The 16,317-nt window shown below is 67.0% G+C and carries 13 protein-coding genes; 12 read left to right on the top strand and 1 reads right to left on the bottom strand.

Translation table 11 applies throughout. The annotated features are described in order from the left end of the window. Positions 1-162: 162 nt before the first annotated feature. The 7 genes from mnmA (at position 163) to AC1MFL_RS15395 (ending at position 8,882) form a co-directional block, all read left to right on the top strand. Positions 163-1,311: a tRNA 2-thiouridine(34) synthase MnmA gene (gene mnmA / locus AC1MFL_RS15365; RefSeq protein ID WP_479815503.1), complete on the top strand. Its 1,149-nt coding sequence runs from the start codon at positions 163-165 to the stop codon at positions 1,309-1,311. A gap of 321 nt (positions 1,312-1,632) precedes the next feature. Further along, complete coding sequence (locus AC1MFL_RS15370; protein ID WP_479810827.1) at positions 1,633-3,261, top strand: ABC transporter substrate-binding protein; 1,629 nt, start codon at positions 1,633-1,635, stop codon at positions 3,259-3,261. Between the two features lie 133 nt (positions 3,262-3,394). Next, a complete protein-coding gene (locus AC1MFL_RS15375; protein WP_479810829.1) occupies positions 3,395-4,486 on the top strand; it encodes an ABC transporter permease in 1,092 nt (363 codons plus the stop codon). A gap of 2 nt (positions 4,487-4,488) precedes the next feature. Further along, entirely contained in the window at positions 4,489-5,511 is a 1,023-nt protein-coding gene (locus AC1MFL_RS15380) for an ABC transporter permease (RefSeq protein WP_479810831.1), read from the top strand. Continuing rightward, positions 5,508-7,223 (top strand): ABC transporter ATP-binding protein, encoded by a 1,716-nt coding sequence (locus tag AC1MFL_RS15385; RefSeq protein ID WP_479810833.1) that lies wholly within the window; start codon positions 5,508-5,510, stop codon positions 7,221-7,223. Before AC1MFL_RS15380 ends, AC1MFL_RS15385 begins: the two co-directional genes overlap by 4 nt. A 151-nt stretch (positions 7,224-7,374) precedes the next feature. Continuing rightward, positions 7,375-7,836, top strand: coding sequence for a chorismate mutase (locus AC1MFL_RS15390; protein WP_479810835.1), 462 nt, complete (start codon positions 7,375-7,377; stop codon positions 7,834-7,836). 2 nt (positions 7,837-7,838) lie between these two features. Next, positions 7,839-8,882, top strand: coding sequence for a uroporphyrinogen decarboxylase/cobalamine-independent methonine synthase family protein (locus AC1MFL_RS15395; protein ID WP_479810837.1), 1,044 nt, complete (start codon positions 7,839-7,841; stop codon positions 8,880-8,882). Positions 8,883-8,926: 44 nt separating this feature from the next. Here AC1MFL_RS15395 and AC1MFL_RS15400 read toward each other — a convergent pair whose 3' ends face one another. Further along, entirely contained in the window at positions 8,927-9,640 is a 714-nt protein-coding gene (locus AC1MFL_RS15400) for a DUF4166 domain-containing protein (RefSeq protein ID WP_479810839.1), read from the bottom strand. A 184-nt stretch (positions 9,641-9,824) separates the two neighbouring features. On the opposite strand from AC1MFL_RS15400, the gene mtrA reads away from it, so the two are divergent. The 5 genes from mtrA to hpf all read left to right on the top strand — a co-directional run bounded on the left by mtrA (position 9,825) and on the right by hpf (position 16,310). After that, entirely contained in the window at positions 9,825-10,499 is a 675-nt protein-coding gene (gene mtrA / locus AC1MFL_RS15405; protein ID WP_479810841.1) for an MtrAB system response regulator MtrA, read from the top strand. A 205-nt stretch (positions 10,500-10,704) separates the two neighbouring features. Then, positions 10,705-12,570 (top strand): MtrAB system histidine kinase MtrB, encoded by a 1,866-nt coding sequence (gene mtrB / locus AC1MFL_RS15410; RefSeq protein WP_479815505.1) that lies wholly within the window; start codon positions 10,705-10,707, stop codon positions 12,568-12,570. Further along, positions 12,567-14,288: an LpqB family beta-propeller domain-containing protein gene (locus AC1MFL_RS15415; protein ID WP_479810843.1), complete on the top strand. Its 1,722-nt coding sequence runs from the start codon at positions 12,567-12,569 to the stop codon at positions 14,286-14,288. The genes mtrB and AC1MFL_RS15415 overlap by 4 nt, the downstream gene beginning before the upstream one ends. A gap of 181 nt (positions 14,289-14,469) precedes the next feature. Then, positions 14,470-15,441, top strand: coding sequence for a ComF family protein (locus AC1MFL_RS15420; RefSeq protein WP_479810845.1), 972 nt, complete (start codon positions 14,470-14,472; stop codon positions 15,439-15,441). 143 nt (positions 15,442-15,584) lie between these two features. Beyond that, positions 15,585-16,310, top strand: coding sequence for a ribosome hibernation-promoting factor, HPF/YfiA family (gene hpf / locus AC1MFL_RS15425; protein WP_226761455.1), 726 nt, complete (start codon positions 15,585-15,587; stop codon positions 16,308-16,310). Positions 16,311-16,317: the final 7 nt, after the last annotated feature.

The raw sequence follows: 16,317 nt of genomic DNA on the forward strand, positions 1-16,317 counted from the left end.
TGCCGGGCGGTCAAGGTCTTTTGGGTGTGGAATCGGCGTGGCGATAGAATGGGGCGGCAGGCATTGTGCTCTCCGCTCGTGATCTTTCCGCGGCCAGCAGCAGCCGGTGCCGGCCACAACCACCGACCCCCAACGAAAGTCAGTATGCGAGTTCTTGCAGCCATGAGCGGCGGCGTCGATTCCGCCGTTGCCGCAGCCCGCGCCGTCGAGGCGGGACACGACGTCGTCGGCGTCCACCTCGCGCTCTCCCGGATGCCCGGAACCCTGCGCACCGGCAGCCGCGGCTGCTGCACCATCGAGGACTCGCGCGACGCCTGGCGGGCCTGCGACGTGCTCGGAATTCCGTACTACGTGTGGGACTTCTCGGAGCGCTTCAAGGAAGACGTGGTCCAGGACTTCATCGACGAATACGCCGCGGGGCGCACCCCCAACCCGTGCATGCGCTGCAACGAGCGGATCAAGTTTGCCGCGCTGCTGGAAAAGGCGATCGCCCTCGGGTTCGACGCCGTCTGCACCGGCCATTACGCCAAGGTGATCACCGACGCCGAGGGCAACCCGGAACTGCACCGCGCCGCGGACTGGGCCAAGGACCAGAGCTACGTTCTGGGCGTGCTCACCCATGAGCAACTCAAGCACTCCATGTTCCCGCTCGCTGACACGCCCTCCAAGGCCGAGGTCCGCACGGAAGCCGAACGCCGCGGGCTCTCCGTCGCGAACAAGCCGGACAGCCATGACATCTGCTTCATCCCGGACGGTGACACGGCCGGCTGGCTGGCCGAGAAGATCGAGATGACCACTGGCGACATCGTGGACGAGTCCGGCGCGAAGGTCGGCGAGCACCCCGGCGCCAATGCCTTCACGGTGGGCCAGCGCCGCGGCCTGAAGCTGGGCACCCCGGCCGCCGACGGCAAACCGCGCTTTGTGCTGGAAATCCGGCCGAAGGAAAACAAAGTGGTGGTGGGGCCGGAAGCGCTCCTGGCCATCGACGAGATCCGCGGCATCAAGGTCTCCTGGGCCGGCCTGCCCATCGCCGAGGTGCACACCGGCGGGGAGTTCGACTGCTACGCCCAGGTCCGCGCCCACGGCGACCCCGTGCCCGCCACGGCACGCATGGAAGGCCCGGACGCAGGCGACGGCGGCAGTGGCGGCGCCGGTGCCGGCACCGCCGGGCACGGCAACCTTGTGGTGACCCTGAAAGAGCCGCTGCGCGGAGTGGCCCCCGGGCAGACCGTGGTGCTGTACCAGGGGAGCCGGGTGCTGGGACAGGCCACGATCGACGCGGCGCGTTCGCTGCAGCGGGCCGCGCTCTAGCCGAGCGCCACAACCGAATCGCGAGAAGGGTCCCGCCGGGAGGCGGGGCCCTTTGTCGGGTGTACGCCACAGCCGGCGGCCGTGCGCCCGATCGTCGGGCATGCGGCCGGTGGCGCTGTATCTGGCCGAAGATCCGGATGGAATGCTGAAGAAAATGGCAGAATCCTTCGGTTCGTGTAAATTTTGTGTCTCAACTCACAAAATTCAACGTTTCACCGGCCGATCGTCTGGTTGAATCTAGGAATCAGTAAAGCGTGCCGCCCGGCGAGTCACCGTTTCACCTCGGGCTGCGCTGGAACGCATCGAACAGAAAGTTCACAGATGGCAATGAACAAAAAGGCCTGGCAGGGCGTTATCGCGCTGGCCGGGGTTTCCGCCTTTGCACTGACGGCCTGCACCGGGCCGTCCGGCGGCTCTGGCGGGTCATCAGCCGCCGCAAGCGGTCCAATCGCCTATGGCACCACCGACAAGGTCACCGCCCTGGACCCGGCAGGGTCATACGACGACGGTTCGTTCATGGTGATGAACCAGATCTACTCCTTCCTGCTCAACTCCAAACCAGGCAGCGCGGAACCCGTTCCGGACCTGGCCGAGTCTGCGTCCTTCACGTCGCCGACCGAATACACGGTCAAGCTCAAGTCCGGGCTCAAGTGGGCCAACGGTCACACGCTCGACTCCAAGGACGTCAAGTTCTCCTTCGACCGGCAGACCAAGATCAACGATCCCGCCGGCCCTGCGAGCCTGCTGGCCAACGTGGACAGCGTCAGCGCCCCGGACGCCAACACCGTTGTCTTCAAACTGAAGCTTGCCAACGACCAGACCTTCGCGCAGATCCTCAGCAGCCCGGCCGCACCGATCGTGGACGATGAAGTCTTCCCGGCGGACAAGCTGCTTGATGACGACTCGATCGTTGCGGCGAAGGCCTTCTATGGCCAGTACACGATCGACTCGTACAAGAAGAACGAACTGATCAGCTTCAAGGCCTTCGCCGATTACAAGGGGGTCCTCGGCAAGCCGGCCAACGACGGCGCCACGATCAAGTACTACGCGGATCCCACGAACATGAAGCTGGACATCCAGCAGGGCAACATCGACGTGGCCAACCGCAGCCTGAGCGCCACCGACATCGATGACCTGAAGAAGGACTCCAAGGTCAAGGTGAACGTGGGCCCCGGCGGCGAAATCCGCTACATCACGTTCAACTTCGACACCATGCCGTTCGGCGCCAAGGCTGCGGACGCCGATCCGGCCAAGGCGACGGCCGTCCGGCAGGCCATCGCCAACCTCGTTGACCGCCAGGCCATCGCGGACCAGGTCTACAAGGGCACCTACCTGCCCCTGTACTCCAACGTTCCCAACGGTTTCCTCGGTGCCAACGAATCGTTCAAGGACGCTTACGGCGACGCCGGCAATCCCAGCCTGGACAAGGCCAAGAAGGTCATGACCGACGCCGGTGTCACGTCCCCCGTGTCGCTGAACCTGCAGTACAACCCGGACCACTACGGCAAGTCCTCCGGCGACGAATACGCCATGATCAAGGACCAGCTGGAGAAGTCCGGTTTGTTCAAGGTCAACCTGCAGTCCACGGAATGGGTCACCTACAGCAAGGCCAGCCGCGCCGATGAGTACCCGCTGTTCCAGTTCGGCTGGTTCCCGGACTTCAGCGACGCCGACAACTACCTGACGCCGTTCTTCCCGGAAGGCGGCTTCCTGAAGAACCACTACAACAACCCCACCGTCAACGAGCTGATCAACAAGCAGCTCACCACCGTGGACAAGACTGAGCGCGAGTCCACGATCAAGGATGCCCAGAATGCCCTCGCCAAGGACATCTCCACGCTTCCGCTGCTCCAGGGCGCGCAGGTTGCCATTTCCGGCAGCGGCGTCAAGGGTGTCGACACCACCCTCGATGCCTCCTTCAAGTTCCGTTTGGGAACTGTTTCCAAGTAAGGCTGCAGTTCTGCGGTTCTGACCAGCCTGCGAGGCGGGGCGCCCTCGAGGCGCCCCGCCTTTGCTGGTCATTGACGCACCTTGCAGTTCACGGGGCCGGCCCATGGCCGCGAAAGCACAATTTTAGGTACCAATGACAACACTGATAGAGGCGCCGCCCAGCGACGCCGACGGACTCCTTCCGTCCAAGAAAAAACCCTCGGGCGGGGGACTGGGGACCTACATCCTGGTCCGTTTCTTCCTGATCATTCCGACCATTTTCATTCTGGTGACCATGGTCTTCTTCCTGATGCGGGTCATCGGCGACCCCATCACCGCCGCCCAGGGCGGCAGGCTTCCCCCTGAAGCGCTGGCGCAGCGCATTCACGACGCCGGATACGACCGCCCGATCCTGGTGCAGTATCTGGAATACGTCGGCCAGGTGGCGACCGGCAACTTCGGCACCACCATTACCGACCGCCGGCCCGTCGTTGAAATGCTCGCCACCTTCGGCGCGGCAACCCTTGAACTGGCCGTCAACGCCCTCGTCGTGGCGTTGATCGTCGGCATCCCGCTCGGCCTCATCGCCGCCTACAAACGCGACAAGGTGCCGGACGCCGTCCTGCGGTTCTTCGCCATCCTCTGCTACGCCACCCCGGTGTTCTTCGCCGGACTGCTGATGAAGCTGACCTTTTCGATCTGGCTCGGCTGGCTGCCCGTCGCAGGACGGGCCTCCACCCGGACCGAACTGGCCTTGGGAACCCTGGCCGCGCCGACCGGGATCTACTGGCTCGATGCGCTCCGGAGCGGCAACATGGCCGCGTTCGGTGACGTCGCGGCCCATTCGGTCCTGCCGGCAGTGACCCTGGGCCTGCTGACAGCAGGTGTCTTCCTCCGGCTGGTGCGCACCAACGTCATCGGCACGCTGGGCAAAGACTACGTCGAGGCCGGCAGGTCCCGCGGCGTGAGCAACTTCCGGCTCGTGACCAAGCATGCCTACAAGCCCGCCCTCATCCCGATCATCACGGTCATGGGACTCCAGATTGCCCTCCTGCTCGGCGGCGCAGTCCTCACGGAGACCACGTTTGAGTGGAAGGGCCTCGGCTACCAGCTCGTCCAGTACCTGAACTCCCGCGACTTCGTCGCTGTCCAGGGCATCGTCGTGCTGCTGGCGGTCATCGTTGCCATCACGAACTTCATCGTGGACGTCGTCGCCGCCCTGATCGACCCGCGAGTGAGGTACTAGCCATGACTGCAACTACAACAAGCGGGCGCAAGCAGCCCCTCATGTACCGCCTGCCGGTGATCTCGCACTTCCGCAAGAGCGTCGGGCTGCAGCGCGGCATGCTCGTCACCGGCCTGGTGCTGACCGTCGCCTTCCTGCTGACGACGGCGCTGGCACCGGTGATCGCCCCCTACGGCTTTGCCCAGCTCAGCGATGCCTCCGGGACCTTCCCGGCACAGGCATACCCCAGCGCGACCCATATCTGGGGTACCACGGTAGGTGGCTACGACGTCTTTTCCCGGGTGATCTGGGGAGCCCAGACAGCGGCGGTCGTGATCGTCGTCGCCGTGGCGATGTCGATCTTCCTCGGCGTCGCACTGGGGCTGCTCAGCGGCTACTTCGGCGGCTGGCTGGACCGGACGCTCGTGGTGATCGCGGACGCGATCTACGCTTTCCCCTCACTCCTGCTGGCCATCGTGATGTCAATCGTCATCAACCACGGCCAGTCCAGTTTCTGGGGCGGGATCATTGCCTGTTCCATCTCCATCTCCGTGGTGTTCGTCCCGCAGTACTTCCGCGTGATCCGTGCCGAGACGATCCGGCTGAAGGCGGAACCATACGTCGAGGCAGCCAAGGTGGTGGGTGCCTCCAGCATCCGCATCATGGGCCGCCACATCTTCAAGAACGCAACCCGCACGCTGCCGCTGATCTTCACGCTGAATGCCTCCGAGGCGATCCTGACCCTTGCCGGACTCGGCTTCCTGGGGTTCGGCATCGAACCGTCCTCCGCCGCCGAGTGGGGTTTCGACCTCAACAAGGCCCTGGCTGACGCCTCCTCGGGCATCTGGTGGACCGGCGTCTTCCCCGGTACGGCGATCGTCCTGACCGTGCTGGGGCTGACATTGGTCGGTGAAAGCATGAACGATCTGAACGATCCACGGCTCAGGGGCCGCAAGAAGGCCGGGAGTAAAAAGGTTTCCGCCCCCGGCCCCGCCCCGACCGCCGGCGTGCAGGGCGCCCCTGAAGCAGAATCGAGCAGTTCATGAGCACCAACATCGGCTCCATTTCAGACCGTCAGGCCGGCGGCTCCGGCCCCGTCCTGGACATCGAGAACCTCAAGGTCACGTTCGCGACGGACGGCGGCGACGTCTTCGCCGTCAAGGACGTCAGCCTCGAAGTCAATCCCGGCGAGGTTGTCGCCATCGTCGGCGAATCGGGCTCCGGGAAGACCGTGACCGCAAAGACCATCCTGGGCCTGCTGCCGGAAACGGCCACCAGCCAGGGTGCCGTCCTGATCAACGGCAACAACGTCATCAGCGTCAGCGCGGCCAAACTGCGGCAGATCCGCGGCCGCGACGTCGCCATGGTGTTCCAGGAACCGTCGACGGCGCTCAACCCGGTCTACACCGTGGGCTGGCAGATTGCCGAAGGCATCCGGGCGCATGCCGACACCGGCAGCGGCAAGAAGATCTCCGCCAAGGATGCCAAGGCCCGCGCCATCGATGCCCTCCGGAAGGTCGGCATCCCGGACCCGGAAACGCGGGTCAACTACTACCCGCACCAGTTCTCCGGCGGCCAGAAGCAGCGCGTCGTGATTGCCGCCGCGCTGGCCCTGAACCCCGGTCTGATCGTGGCCGACGAGCCCACAACCGCCCTGGACGTCACCGTCCAGGCCGAGATCCTGGAGCTGCTGCGCGACCTGCGCGACAAGTACGGGACGTCCATCGTGCTGATCACGCACAATATGGGCGTTGTCGCCGACCTCGCCGACCGCGTGGTGGTCATGTACCAGGGCGACGTCGTGGAGGAAGCATCCGCCCGGGTGCTGTTCGCCCAGCCCCGGGAGGACTACACCAAGAAGCTCCTCGCCGCCGTCCCGCACCTGGGCCGAAATTCCGCCTCCGAAGGCATGACCGAACGCGCCCACCAGGGCGGGAAGGTGCTGGTCGAGGCAAAGAACCTGACCATCGAGTATCCGGGACGGCTGGGCAGTCCGGCCTTCAAAGCCGTCGACGGCGTCAGCTTCACGGTGTCCGAAGGCGAAGTCTTCGGCCTCGTGGGGGAATCGGGTTCCGGCAAGACCACCATCGGCCGGGCGATCGCCGGGCTCAACCGGACCACGGGCGGCAGCCTCAAGGTGCTGGGCTACGAAATGCTGAACTTCAAGGAGCGCACCTTCAAGCCGCTCCGCAAGGAGATCGGCTTCGTCTTCCAGGACCCGGCGGCGTCCTTCAACCCCCAGCTGACCATAGGCGACTGCGTCGCCGAGCCCCTCGTCATCCACGGCAACCCCACGCCGGCCGAGGCGCGCCAGCGCGTGCGCGAGCTGCTCGAGTCAGTGCAGCTGCCGGCGTCGTACGCTGACAGGTTCCCGCACGAACTTTCCGGCGGCCAGCGGCAGCGCGCGTCCCTGGCGCGGGCGCTCATCCTTAACCCGAAGCTGCTCATCGCTGATGAGCCGACGTCGGCGCTGGATGTTTCCGTGCAGGCCGTGGTGCTGGAGCTCTTCAAGGAGATCCAGCGGGAGTTCGGGTTCGCGGCGCTGTTCATCAGCCATGACCTCGCCGTGGTGGACATCCTCTCCACCTGGGTCGGCGTGCTCTACAAGGGCAAGATGGTGGAACAGGGGCTCGGGAACCAGGTGATGGGCAACCCGCAGCACAGCTACACGAAGAAGCTCATCGCCTCGCTGCCGGTTCCGGACCCGGACGAGCAGGCCCGACGCCGCGAGGCCTTCCGCGAGGTACTCCACAACTGACCGCCCTCGGCGCACACCGAAGGGACATGCCCACCGTTCCCGGGGAACGGTGGGCATGTCCCTTGGTGCGGCCGTGGCCTGCGGTGCGGAGGCCCCGCCGGCAGCGCTTAACAGCAGAAGTCATTAGCGCCGGTGCCCCTAGACTGGGTCCATGACCGAGCAGAACCATACTCATCCCGACGCCGATTCCTTTGACCCCGGGGCCAGCTCGCTGGCCGGTCAGGTGGATCCCGCGGTGATGGCGGAGCTGTTGTCGATCCGCTCCAGCATTGACAACATCGATGCCACCCTTGTCTACCTTCTCGCCGAGCGGTTTAAGGCGACCCAAAAGGTCGGATTCCTGAAGGCAACCCACAAGCTTCCCGCCGGTGACCCCGGCCGGGAGACGGCCCAGATTGCGAGGCTGCGCAGGCTCGCCGCCGAGGCCCACCTGGACCCGGCCTTCGCTGAGAAGTTCCTGAACTTCATCATCGGCGAGGTCATCCGGCACCACGAGGCCATAGCCGAGGACCACGAGGCGACGCTGGCCGCCGATACCCAGGCAGCAGATTCCGCCCGGACCGCCGGCCGGGTGCCCGGTCCCGCGGGCCCGGCCGTCTCAGCCTCCGCCTAGCCGTGGCCACACCACAGGCGGCCGGGCCCGACGAGGTCACCGCCACTGCCCTGGGCACCTGGCCCGGCGAGGACCCCGTCGAGGCTGCACGCATCATCCGCGGCGAGCTCGGCAGTCCGCACCTGCCCTTCCTTGCCGAGCTGCCGGACCGGGGTGTCGGCTCCGACGCGCTCGGCCGGACAGCTTCCCTGCTGGTGGACCTTTCCGTGGACGTGCAGCCGTACGGCTGGCGGATCGTGGACCGTCCGGGCAAGGACTTGCGGCGCGCCCGTTCAGCCCTGTCCACCGACATCAACATCCTCGCCGACGTGATCGGCGCCGAGGACACCCCGGCGCAGGACATCAAGATCCAGCTCCGTGGTCCGCTCAGCCTCGCTGCGGGCCTGCACCTGCACAACGGCGAGCGGGCCCTGATCGACCATGGAGCCCGCCGGGACCTTGCGGCCTCGCTGGCGGCGGGCGCCGGCAGCTACCTCAGCCGGGTGGCTTCCGCGGCCCCGGGCGCGCGGTTAGTGGTCCAGATCGACGAGCCCGAGATCGCCTCCGTACTGGCCGGCACCATTCCAACCTCCAGCGGCTACCGGACCCTGCGCTCCGTGCCGGGCAGGGAAGCCACCGACTCCTGGCAGCTGGTCATTGATGCCTTCCGGGCAGCCGGCGCGGTCGAGGTCGTGATCCGCGTCCCGGAAGTCGAGGCGCCGTTCGACCGCATTCTGGCCGCCGGGGCGGACGGGATCGCCGTTCCCCTGCGCGCCCTCACGTCCCGGCAATGGGAACAGCTCGCCGGCGCGGTGGAGTCGGGCAAACGGCTGTGGGCCGGAGCCCTCGACGTCTCCGACCCCGCAGCGGCGCTGCCCCGCGTCGCCGATGTCGTGGAAACCGTCTGGCGGCCGTGGCGCCAGCTGGGCCTGACCGCCCCGACCCTCAGCGGGTTGCGGATCACGCCGTCGGACGGGCTGGCCAGGCATTCGCCGTCGTCCGCGACGGCGGTACTGACCCGGCTGACCCAGGTGGCAGACGGCCTCAACCAGCTCGCGCTCGGCTAGCTCCGGTCAAGGCTGGCTCCGGTCAGCACGGGTCAACGCTGCCGTCAGCTGCGGGCTTCCCAGCGGTCCGGCCTGGCCCGGTCCGGAAGGTAGCCCGGGGCCGCCACACCGCCGGGGTACGGTTCCAGCCGGTAGTCGAAGTGCCCGGCGTAGACCAGGACCAGCCCGAGTTGCGGCTGGATCACCTTCACCTGGATCCGGTGCTTCCCGGCCGGGCCCTCCTCCGGCGCCCACCACTGTTCGGCGTAGGCTTTGGCATCGAGGGCTGCCGGCAGGGGAATCCGCAGCGGTCCGAGGAACAGCCTCGACGCCTCCGAGACCCCGCGGAGCCGGCCGCCGGCGGTGACGCCGAGATTGAGGTCCGTGACCAGCCGCCGGTACCGACCGACGTAATCCAGCAGCCCCGGCCGGCTGCCGGAATCATCGAAGCTCGTGGTGTCGTGGAACAACCGTGTGGTGCCCGGGAAGAAGATCTCGCGCCGGGCGGTGAGGCTGGAACGGCCGAACGGGTCCAGATGGGCGTGGTTCTCGATCCGGAACCGGATGCCCTCACCGTATTCCGGGAAGAATGCCTGCTCGCCGGTGGCTAGGCGCAGCAGTGGACGGAGCCACTTCTGCCGGCAGCCGACGACCTCAAACACCCCCTCCCCGACGCCGTAGTGGCCGGAGCCGGGAGCGAGGGAAAAGTATTCCTGCAGTTCCGGCTGCAGCCGGGCAAAGTCGGTGCCGAGGGCAAGCTGGTAGATCGGGGTGCTCACAGGATCCTCCTGGGATGCCGGGACGGTTGACGGGTTCCTGTCCACAGCATGCGGGACGGACGCGGCTTTGTCACAGTCGGCCGGCCGGCCGCGGGAGCGCCGATGTGCCGCCCGGGTGCCGGCGGCGCCATGCCGGGGCACCGCTGAATACGACAAAGCCATTGCAATAAGGGAATATATACATATGAAGGCACGGATTCTGGTAGTGGACGATGACGAGGCGCTGGCCGAGATGATCGGTATTGTTCTGCGCAATGACGGGTTCGAACCCGTTTTCTGCGCTGACGGCGGGCAGGCGCTGGAAGTCTTCCGCACCGCCAAACCTGACCTCGTGCTGCTGGACCTTATGCTTCCGGGCATAGACGGCATTGAAGTCTGCCGCCAGATCCGCGCCGAGTCCGACGTGCCCATCGTGATGCTCACCGCCAAGGCCGACACTTCGGACGTGGTCCGCGGACTTGAGTCCGGGGCCGACGACTACGTCCCCAAGCCCTTCAAACCGGCCGAACTCGTCGCCCGCGTCCGGGCCCGGCTCCGGCCCGGCGACCAGAAGGCGCCCGAGACGCTGCGCATTGCGGACGTCACAATCGACGTTGCCGGACACCTCGTCAGCCGCGGCACCGAACGCATTTCGCTGACACCGCTGGAATTCGATCTGCTGGTCGCCCTGGCACGCAAGCCGTGGCAGGTCTTTACCCGGGAACTCCTGCTGGAACAGGTCTGGGGCTACCGGCACGCCGCGGACACGCGGCTGGTCAACGTCCACGTCCAGCGGCTGAGGTCAAAGATCGAACGTGACCCGGAAGCCCCCGAAGTCGTATTGACGGTCCGTGGTGTCGGCTATAAAGCAGGTTCCTGAGCCGTCGGACGGCCGTCCCGGAACCGGTCCGGTGAGCCCCCCGCTGGAACGGGGCGCTCCGGAGCAGGCCGCCCGCGCGTCAGTTGACGTCCACCCGCCGGCCTTGACAGCGCACGCTTCCGACACGACGGAAGCCGGCGCCGCTGCGGCTGGGCCGCCGGAGCCGGCCGTCCCCGGCCCCGGGCTCCCGGACAGTCCTGCGGCACTGTGGCACGCCGTCCGGTTCCGCACCCGGATCTGGGTGAAACGCGCCCGGATCGTGGGTGTCCGGGTGGCGAGGCTGGTCAGCATCGGAGCCTCCCGCCTGCTCCCGGGCATCCGTTACCTGCTCCGCTTAGTGCACCGCAAATGGCGCCGGTCGCTGCAGTTCCGGACCGTGCTGACGACCCTGATGCTTGCCATCTCGTCCTTCGCCGTCGTCGGCGCATACCTGTCCAACCAGATTGCCAACAACCTGTTCCAGGAACGGCTCGTCCAGGCCGAATCCGAGACGCGGTACAACGTCAAGCAGGTCCAGGACACATTCGACGGCGCCCAGGTGACCGACCAGTCCAGCGTCATTACCCTCGTCTACGACACCCTGAACGCCGTCGAGGGACGCGGCTCCGTGATCCAGCGGCGCTACGTTTTCGAAGCAATGCCGGAACAGACCAAACCCCGCAACCGCTGGGTGGAATCGCGGGCATCGGACCAGCTCACCATCAGCGTCATTCCCCCTGAGTTGCGCAAGGCCGTGCAGGAATCCGGCAAGGAGCAGTTCTGGGCTTCCACGGAGTTCCCCGTGGGCACCGAGGACCGGCCCGGGATCGCCGTCGGCAACAAGGTCACCTTCAACGGCACGGTCTACGAGCTGTACCTGATCTACGACCTCAACACGGCGCAAAAGACCCTCGATGAGATCCAGAACGTGCTGCTGGCCGGCGGCGCAGTGCTGGCGCTCCTGATTGGTGCCGTGGCCTGGTACGTGACCCGGAATGTCGTGAGCCCGGTCAGCCACGCCGCGCTCGTCTCCGAGAAGCTCGCCGCGGGGCAGCTGCAGGAACGCATGGTGGTCAAGGGGGAGGACGAGGTGGCCCGGCTCGGGGCTTCCTTCAACCACATGGCCGCCAGCCTCCAAGAGCAGATCACCCAGCTCGCCACACTGTCCCAGATGCAACAGCGCTTCGTTTCCGACGTCTCCCACGAATTGCGCACCCCGCTCACCACCGTGCGGATGGCCGCGGAAGTCCTTTACGACGCTCGCGAAGACTTCGACCCCATCAACAAGCGCTCCGCGGAGTTGCTCTACCACCAGGTGGAGCGGTTCCAGTCCCTGCTCGCGGACCTGCTGGAGATCTCCCGCTTCGACGCGGGCGTGGCCACGCTCGACGCCGAACCGGGCGACATCGTGCAGCTCGTGTCGCACGTGATGGAGGGCGTGGCCCCGGTGGCCGCCGAGTACGGCTCCCAGGTCACCCTCAACGCGCCCGCGGGCAGCATCATCGTGGACATGGACGACCGCCGCATTGACCGGATCCTGCGCAACCTCGTCCTGAACGCCCTCGAACACGGCGAGGGCCGCCCGGTGAATATTTCCGTGGCCGCCAACGACCATGCCGTGGCCGTCGCCGTCCGGGACCACGGCATCGGCATGGCCCCGGCGGAAGCCGCACGCGTGTTCGACCGGTTCTGGCGCGCCGATCCGGCCCGGGCACGCACGACGGGAGGCAGCGGCCTCGGACTGTCCATCGCTGCCGAGGACACGAAACTCCACAACGGCTGGCTCCAGGCATGGGGAAGCAAAGGCAGCGGAGCGAACTTCCGCCTCACCCTCCCGCTGCGCCAGGGCGAGACCATCACCAAATCTCCCCTCCAGCTGGAACCGGTCGACGTCGGACTGCACGGCGCGGCCGGTCAGCGGACCATGCTGCTGCTGGACCCCGCACCGGCGCCCCGCGCCGGCGGCGGGAACCAGGCTGGAAGCGGGCCCGACGACGGGCCGCGCGTCCCCGGTCCGGCCGATGCCGGAGCCACCTCCGCCGGAACAGCTGGAACCGGAACAGCGGGAACCGGAACGAAGGAGCAGCCATGAACAGTGCCTCAAAGATGGCCAGCCGCGCGGGGGCCGCGCTGCTGGCGGTGCTGCTGGTCCTGCTGACGTCGTGCGCCCAGATCCCGCGCTCGGGCCCGGTGGGAAAGAGCACGGACGAGAGCGCGGGGAACCCCAAGAATGCCCCTGTGTTCTTCCCGTCCGCGCCGCGGGAGGGCGCCGGGCCGGAGGCCGTGATCGAGGACTTCTATCTCGCCGGCAGCGGCTATGAGGACGATTACGCGGTGGCACGCCAATACCTGACACAGGCCTCATCCGTAACCTGGAAGCCGGACCAGCGGGTGCTGGTCTTCCGCGCCGCACGAGTGGTGCCGACCGGCGTCGAAAACGTCTTCAACTACGAACTGGACGTGTCCTACTCCGTCGATGTGGACGGGGTCGCGACCCGGCTGCCGGAGGGAACCAAGGAGAACATTCCCGCCACGCTGACCCAGGTGGATGGTCAGTGGCGCATTGCGGAACTCCCGGACGGCACGGCGATCCCGGAAGAGACATTCAAGGTCATCTACGGCGCCTATCCCATTTACTTCTATGACCCGACGTTTACCTACGCGGTGCCCGACGTCCGCTGGTTTATCAAGAAGAAGACCGTCAAGGCCATGACCAGCGCCCTCCTCGGCGGTCCGGCCCCCTATCTCAAGGGCGCCGTCGTCAGTGCCTTTCCCTCCGGCATCAAGCTGGCCCGCGAATCGGTCCCGGTCGTCTCCGGCGCCGCGCAGGTGGATCTCACGGCGAAGGACCTCGTGGAGGCCTCCAACGAGGACCGGCTGCGGATGCAGACCCAGCTGGCCCTCACCTTCCGCAGCCAGCCCGACGTCATCAACGTGGAGCTCCGGGCCAACCAGGACCTGGTGCGGGTGGACGACAACGGCTCGGTCCTCCCGCCGATCCGGGACAAGAGTGTTCCGGCGCGCCAGATCGCCGTGAGCAACAACGAGCTGGTCCGGTATGAGAACAACAGGGTCTCGCCCCTTCCCGACATCCAGCCCGTCTCCGCCCTGGCGCCCCGCACCCCGGCGGAATCGCCCGTCTCGCAGGCCGCGGCCTTCCTCAACGCCGCCCGCGGCACGTTGTACTCCGTCGTGCCCGGCCAGCCCGCCCGGGCGCTGACCACCCGCTCCACCCTGACCCGCCCGTCCTTCGACCGGTACGACTGGGTCTGGTCGGCCGGGCCAGGGGCCAACGGCGCCACGGAAATGATCGCCTACCGGCCTGTCGGCGTGGCCGAAGGCGCCAGCGTCCCCGCAGTGACCCTGGCCCCGGCCTGGCTTGCCGGCCGGCCCGTCAAGGAGTTCCGGATATCACGCGAGGGTACCCGTGCACTCATTCTCACGGAGCAGAACGGCAAGACCAAGGTCCAGGTGGCGGGCATCATCCGGGCAGCGGACGGCACTCCCAAGGACCTCACCGTGCCGATGACGCTGCTGGCGTCGAACGATCCCGACCAGGGCGTGTGGGTGGACGACACTACCGTCGCGGTGATGAAGGGCTCATCGAGCGAATCCGTGACTCCCGAACTGCTGTCCCTGACTTCGTCCGCGCCGCAGCAGCTCGCGCCGTGGCCGGGACTGACCGCGCTCAGCGCGGGCAACGGCGCCGAGGAAATCTACGCCCAGTCCGCGGAAGGGATCTTCCAACGACTCGGGAGCGGCTGGTCCCCGCAGCTCAAGGGACCGATCGATCCTTCCTTCCCGGGCTAGCGTCCAGAGGGGGCTTCGCGTCCGCGGTGGGGATGGAGGTCAGATCGTGAGGATGACAGGTCCGCGGACGGGGATCGGACGAGCGGCCCGATCGCCTGGCGTCCCAGGTTTCCTGCGAACCTTGTCCACATAGCGCCCCAAGGGCCTACCGCGGCCTTCCGCGCGGGCGGAGCCTTGGCTTGTGAGGAGCTCCAGAGAACTCCCTGACCCCGACCTGGCCCCTCCGGCGCCGGCTGCGGCGAGGCACCGCGGTGGGTACCGCCGGCCGCTGGCGCGGCTGGCCGACATGGCCGCCGCCGCAACCGCCGAAGTGGTGGCACTCGCCGCGCCGGTGGACTGCGTCTGCTGCGGGGCTGAGGACCTGGCGCTCTGTGTTGGCTGCGAACGGCAGGTCCGGCTGCTGATGAACAAACCGTTCAGGGCCGAAGCGCAGGCCCCGGCCCTGATGGACGTGAACGGCTCCGCGCTCCTTCCCGTCGTGGCAGCCGGCGCCTACCGCGCGGAGCTGGCACAGGCAGTGCTGTCCTTCAAGAGGCACGGCCAGGCTCAGCTTGCGCAGGTGCTGTCGAAGGGCCTGGCCGGTGCCATCAGGGCTGCTGTCGGAGAGTCCCAAGGGCTGCTGCTCGTACCGGTTCCCAGCAGCAGCAGCGCCTATCGGAAGCGCGGCTTCAGTCCGGTCCATGTGCTGCTCGGCAGGCTCGCACGCCCCCGGGCGCCGGGACCCAGCCGGAGCCCCGGCTTCTCCACCGCCCATGCCCTCCGGAGGGCGGCCCCGCAGACCGGGATCAGGACGTTCCGGCGAGCCGCGGCCGGATACGGTCTCCCCGCGCGCCCCGGAGGTGCCGGCGGACAGAAGGGGCTGGGGCGCGGTGACCGCGCGCGGCGGGTGCAGGGATCCATGCGGGTCCGCCGCGGGATGTTTGCTCCGGAGGTAAACGGCCAGCCGTGCCTCATCATCGATGATGTCCTCACCACAGGGGCCACGCTCGCCGAGGCGGCCCGGGCGCTGGCCGCGGCCGGTGCGTTGGTGAGGGGCGCCGTCGTCCTCGCCGCGACACGCCCGCCGCTCAGGGTCGACGGCGGCTCCACCGCCCGCGCGCTGGCAGGGCAGGGGCACGTAAATGAAAAAAATAAACCAAAAAAGGATGAATAAGAGGGGGCTATGAACTAACGTCGGACATGGGTACCAAGAACAGATGTACCTGTCGATAGCGGCTCGGAAAGGGGCTCGACTGTCAGTCAGATCAGCCCCGGGAAGTGCCGCCGTCGTGTCACCGAAGTCATTTGGAGGGCACCATGGAGTTCATGATCAGCGGACGCAATTTGACGGTCTCGGACCGGTTCCGCGAGTACGCCGACGAGAAGATCTCGAAGATCGCGTCACTGGGGGACAAAGTCCAGAGGGTGGACGCGAAGGTTTCCAAAGAAACCAAGGCCCGGCAGGCCGACGAAATGCTCACGGTTGAGCTGACCGTCCTGGGCCGGGGCCCCGTGATTCGTGCCGAAGCCAGCGCCGCAGACAAGTTCGCCGCGTTCGATCTCGCCTACAACAAGCTTCTGGAGCGCCTGCGCCGGGCCAAGGACCGCAAGAAGGTCCACCACGGCCGGCACGCCCCCAAGTCCGTCACCGAGGCGACGGCAACCCTGGAACCCGCGAGCACCAGCGAGCCCATTTACGAAGAGGCGAACCACTGGCTCGAGCCCAAGGAAGCTCCCGCCGAGAAGTCGCCGTATGAGATCGAGAACGATATCCCGGCCGGAGACTCACCGGTGCTCATCCGCCGGAAGGTCTTCCCCGCCGCATCCCTCACGCTCGACGACGCCGTCGACAACATGGAGCTGGTGGGTCACGACTTCTACCTCTTCGTGGACAAGGAGACTAAGGCGCCCTCTGTCGTTTACCGCCGCGACGGGTGGACGTACGGCGTGATCTCCCTCGACCAGAGGTGCGAGCCGGGCGAGGCCCCGCTGGATGAGAAGATCATCGCCTACCGTTCCGAGGATGAGCCAGCCAGCGCATAAGCTGGTT

The sequence above is a fragment of the Arthrobacter sp. BG3 genome (assembly GCF_056680185.1).

What these genes read in the sequence shown, in the direction of transcription:
- mnmA (WP_479815503.1), top strand. Translation starts at nt 163, where the DNA reads ATGAGCGGCGGCGTCGATTCCGCCGTTGCCGCAGCCCGCGCCGTCGAG.
- AC1MFL_RS15370 (WP_479810827.1), top strand. Translation starts at nt 1,633, where the DNA reads ATGGCAATGAACAAAAAGGCCTGGCAGGGCGTTATCGCGCTGGCCGGG.
- AC1MFL_RS15375 (WP_479810829.1), top strand. Translation starts at nt 3,395, where the DNA reads ATGACAACACTGATAGAGGCGCCGCCCAGCGACGCCGACGGACTCCTT.
- AC1MFL_RS15380 (WP_479810831.1), top strand. Translation starts at nt 4,489, where the DNA reads ATGACTGCAACTACAACAAGCGGGCGCAAGCAGCCCCTCATGTACCGC.
- AC1MFL_RS15385 (WP_479810833.1), top strand. Translation starts at nt 5,508, where the DNA reads ATGAGCACCAACATCGGCTCCATTTCAGACCGTCAGGCCGGCGGCTCC.
- AC1MFL_RS15390 (WP_479810835.1), top strand. Translation starts at nt 7,375, where the DNA reads ATGACCGAGCAGAACCATACTCATCCCGACGCCGATTCCTTTGACCCC.
- mtrA (WP_479810841.1), top strand. Translation starts at nt 9,825, where the DNA reads ATGAAGGCACGGATTCTGGTAGTGGACGATGACGAGGCGCTGGCCGAG.
- AC1MFL_RS15415 (WP_479810843.1), top strand. Translation starts at nt 12,567, where the DNA reads ATGAACAGTGCCTCAAAGATGGCCAGCCGCGCGGGGGCCGCGCTGCTG.
- hpf (WP_226761455.1), top strand. Translation starts at nt 15,585, where the DNA reads ATGGAGTTCATGATCAGCGGACGCAATTTGACGGTCTCGGACCGGTTC.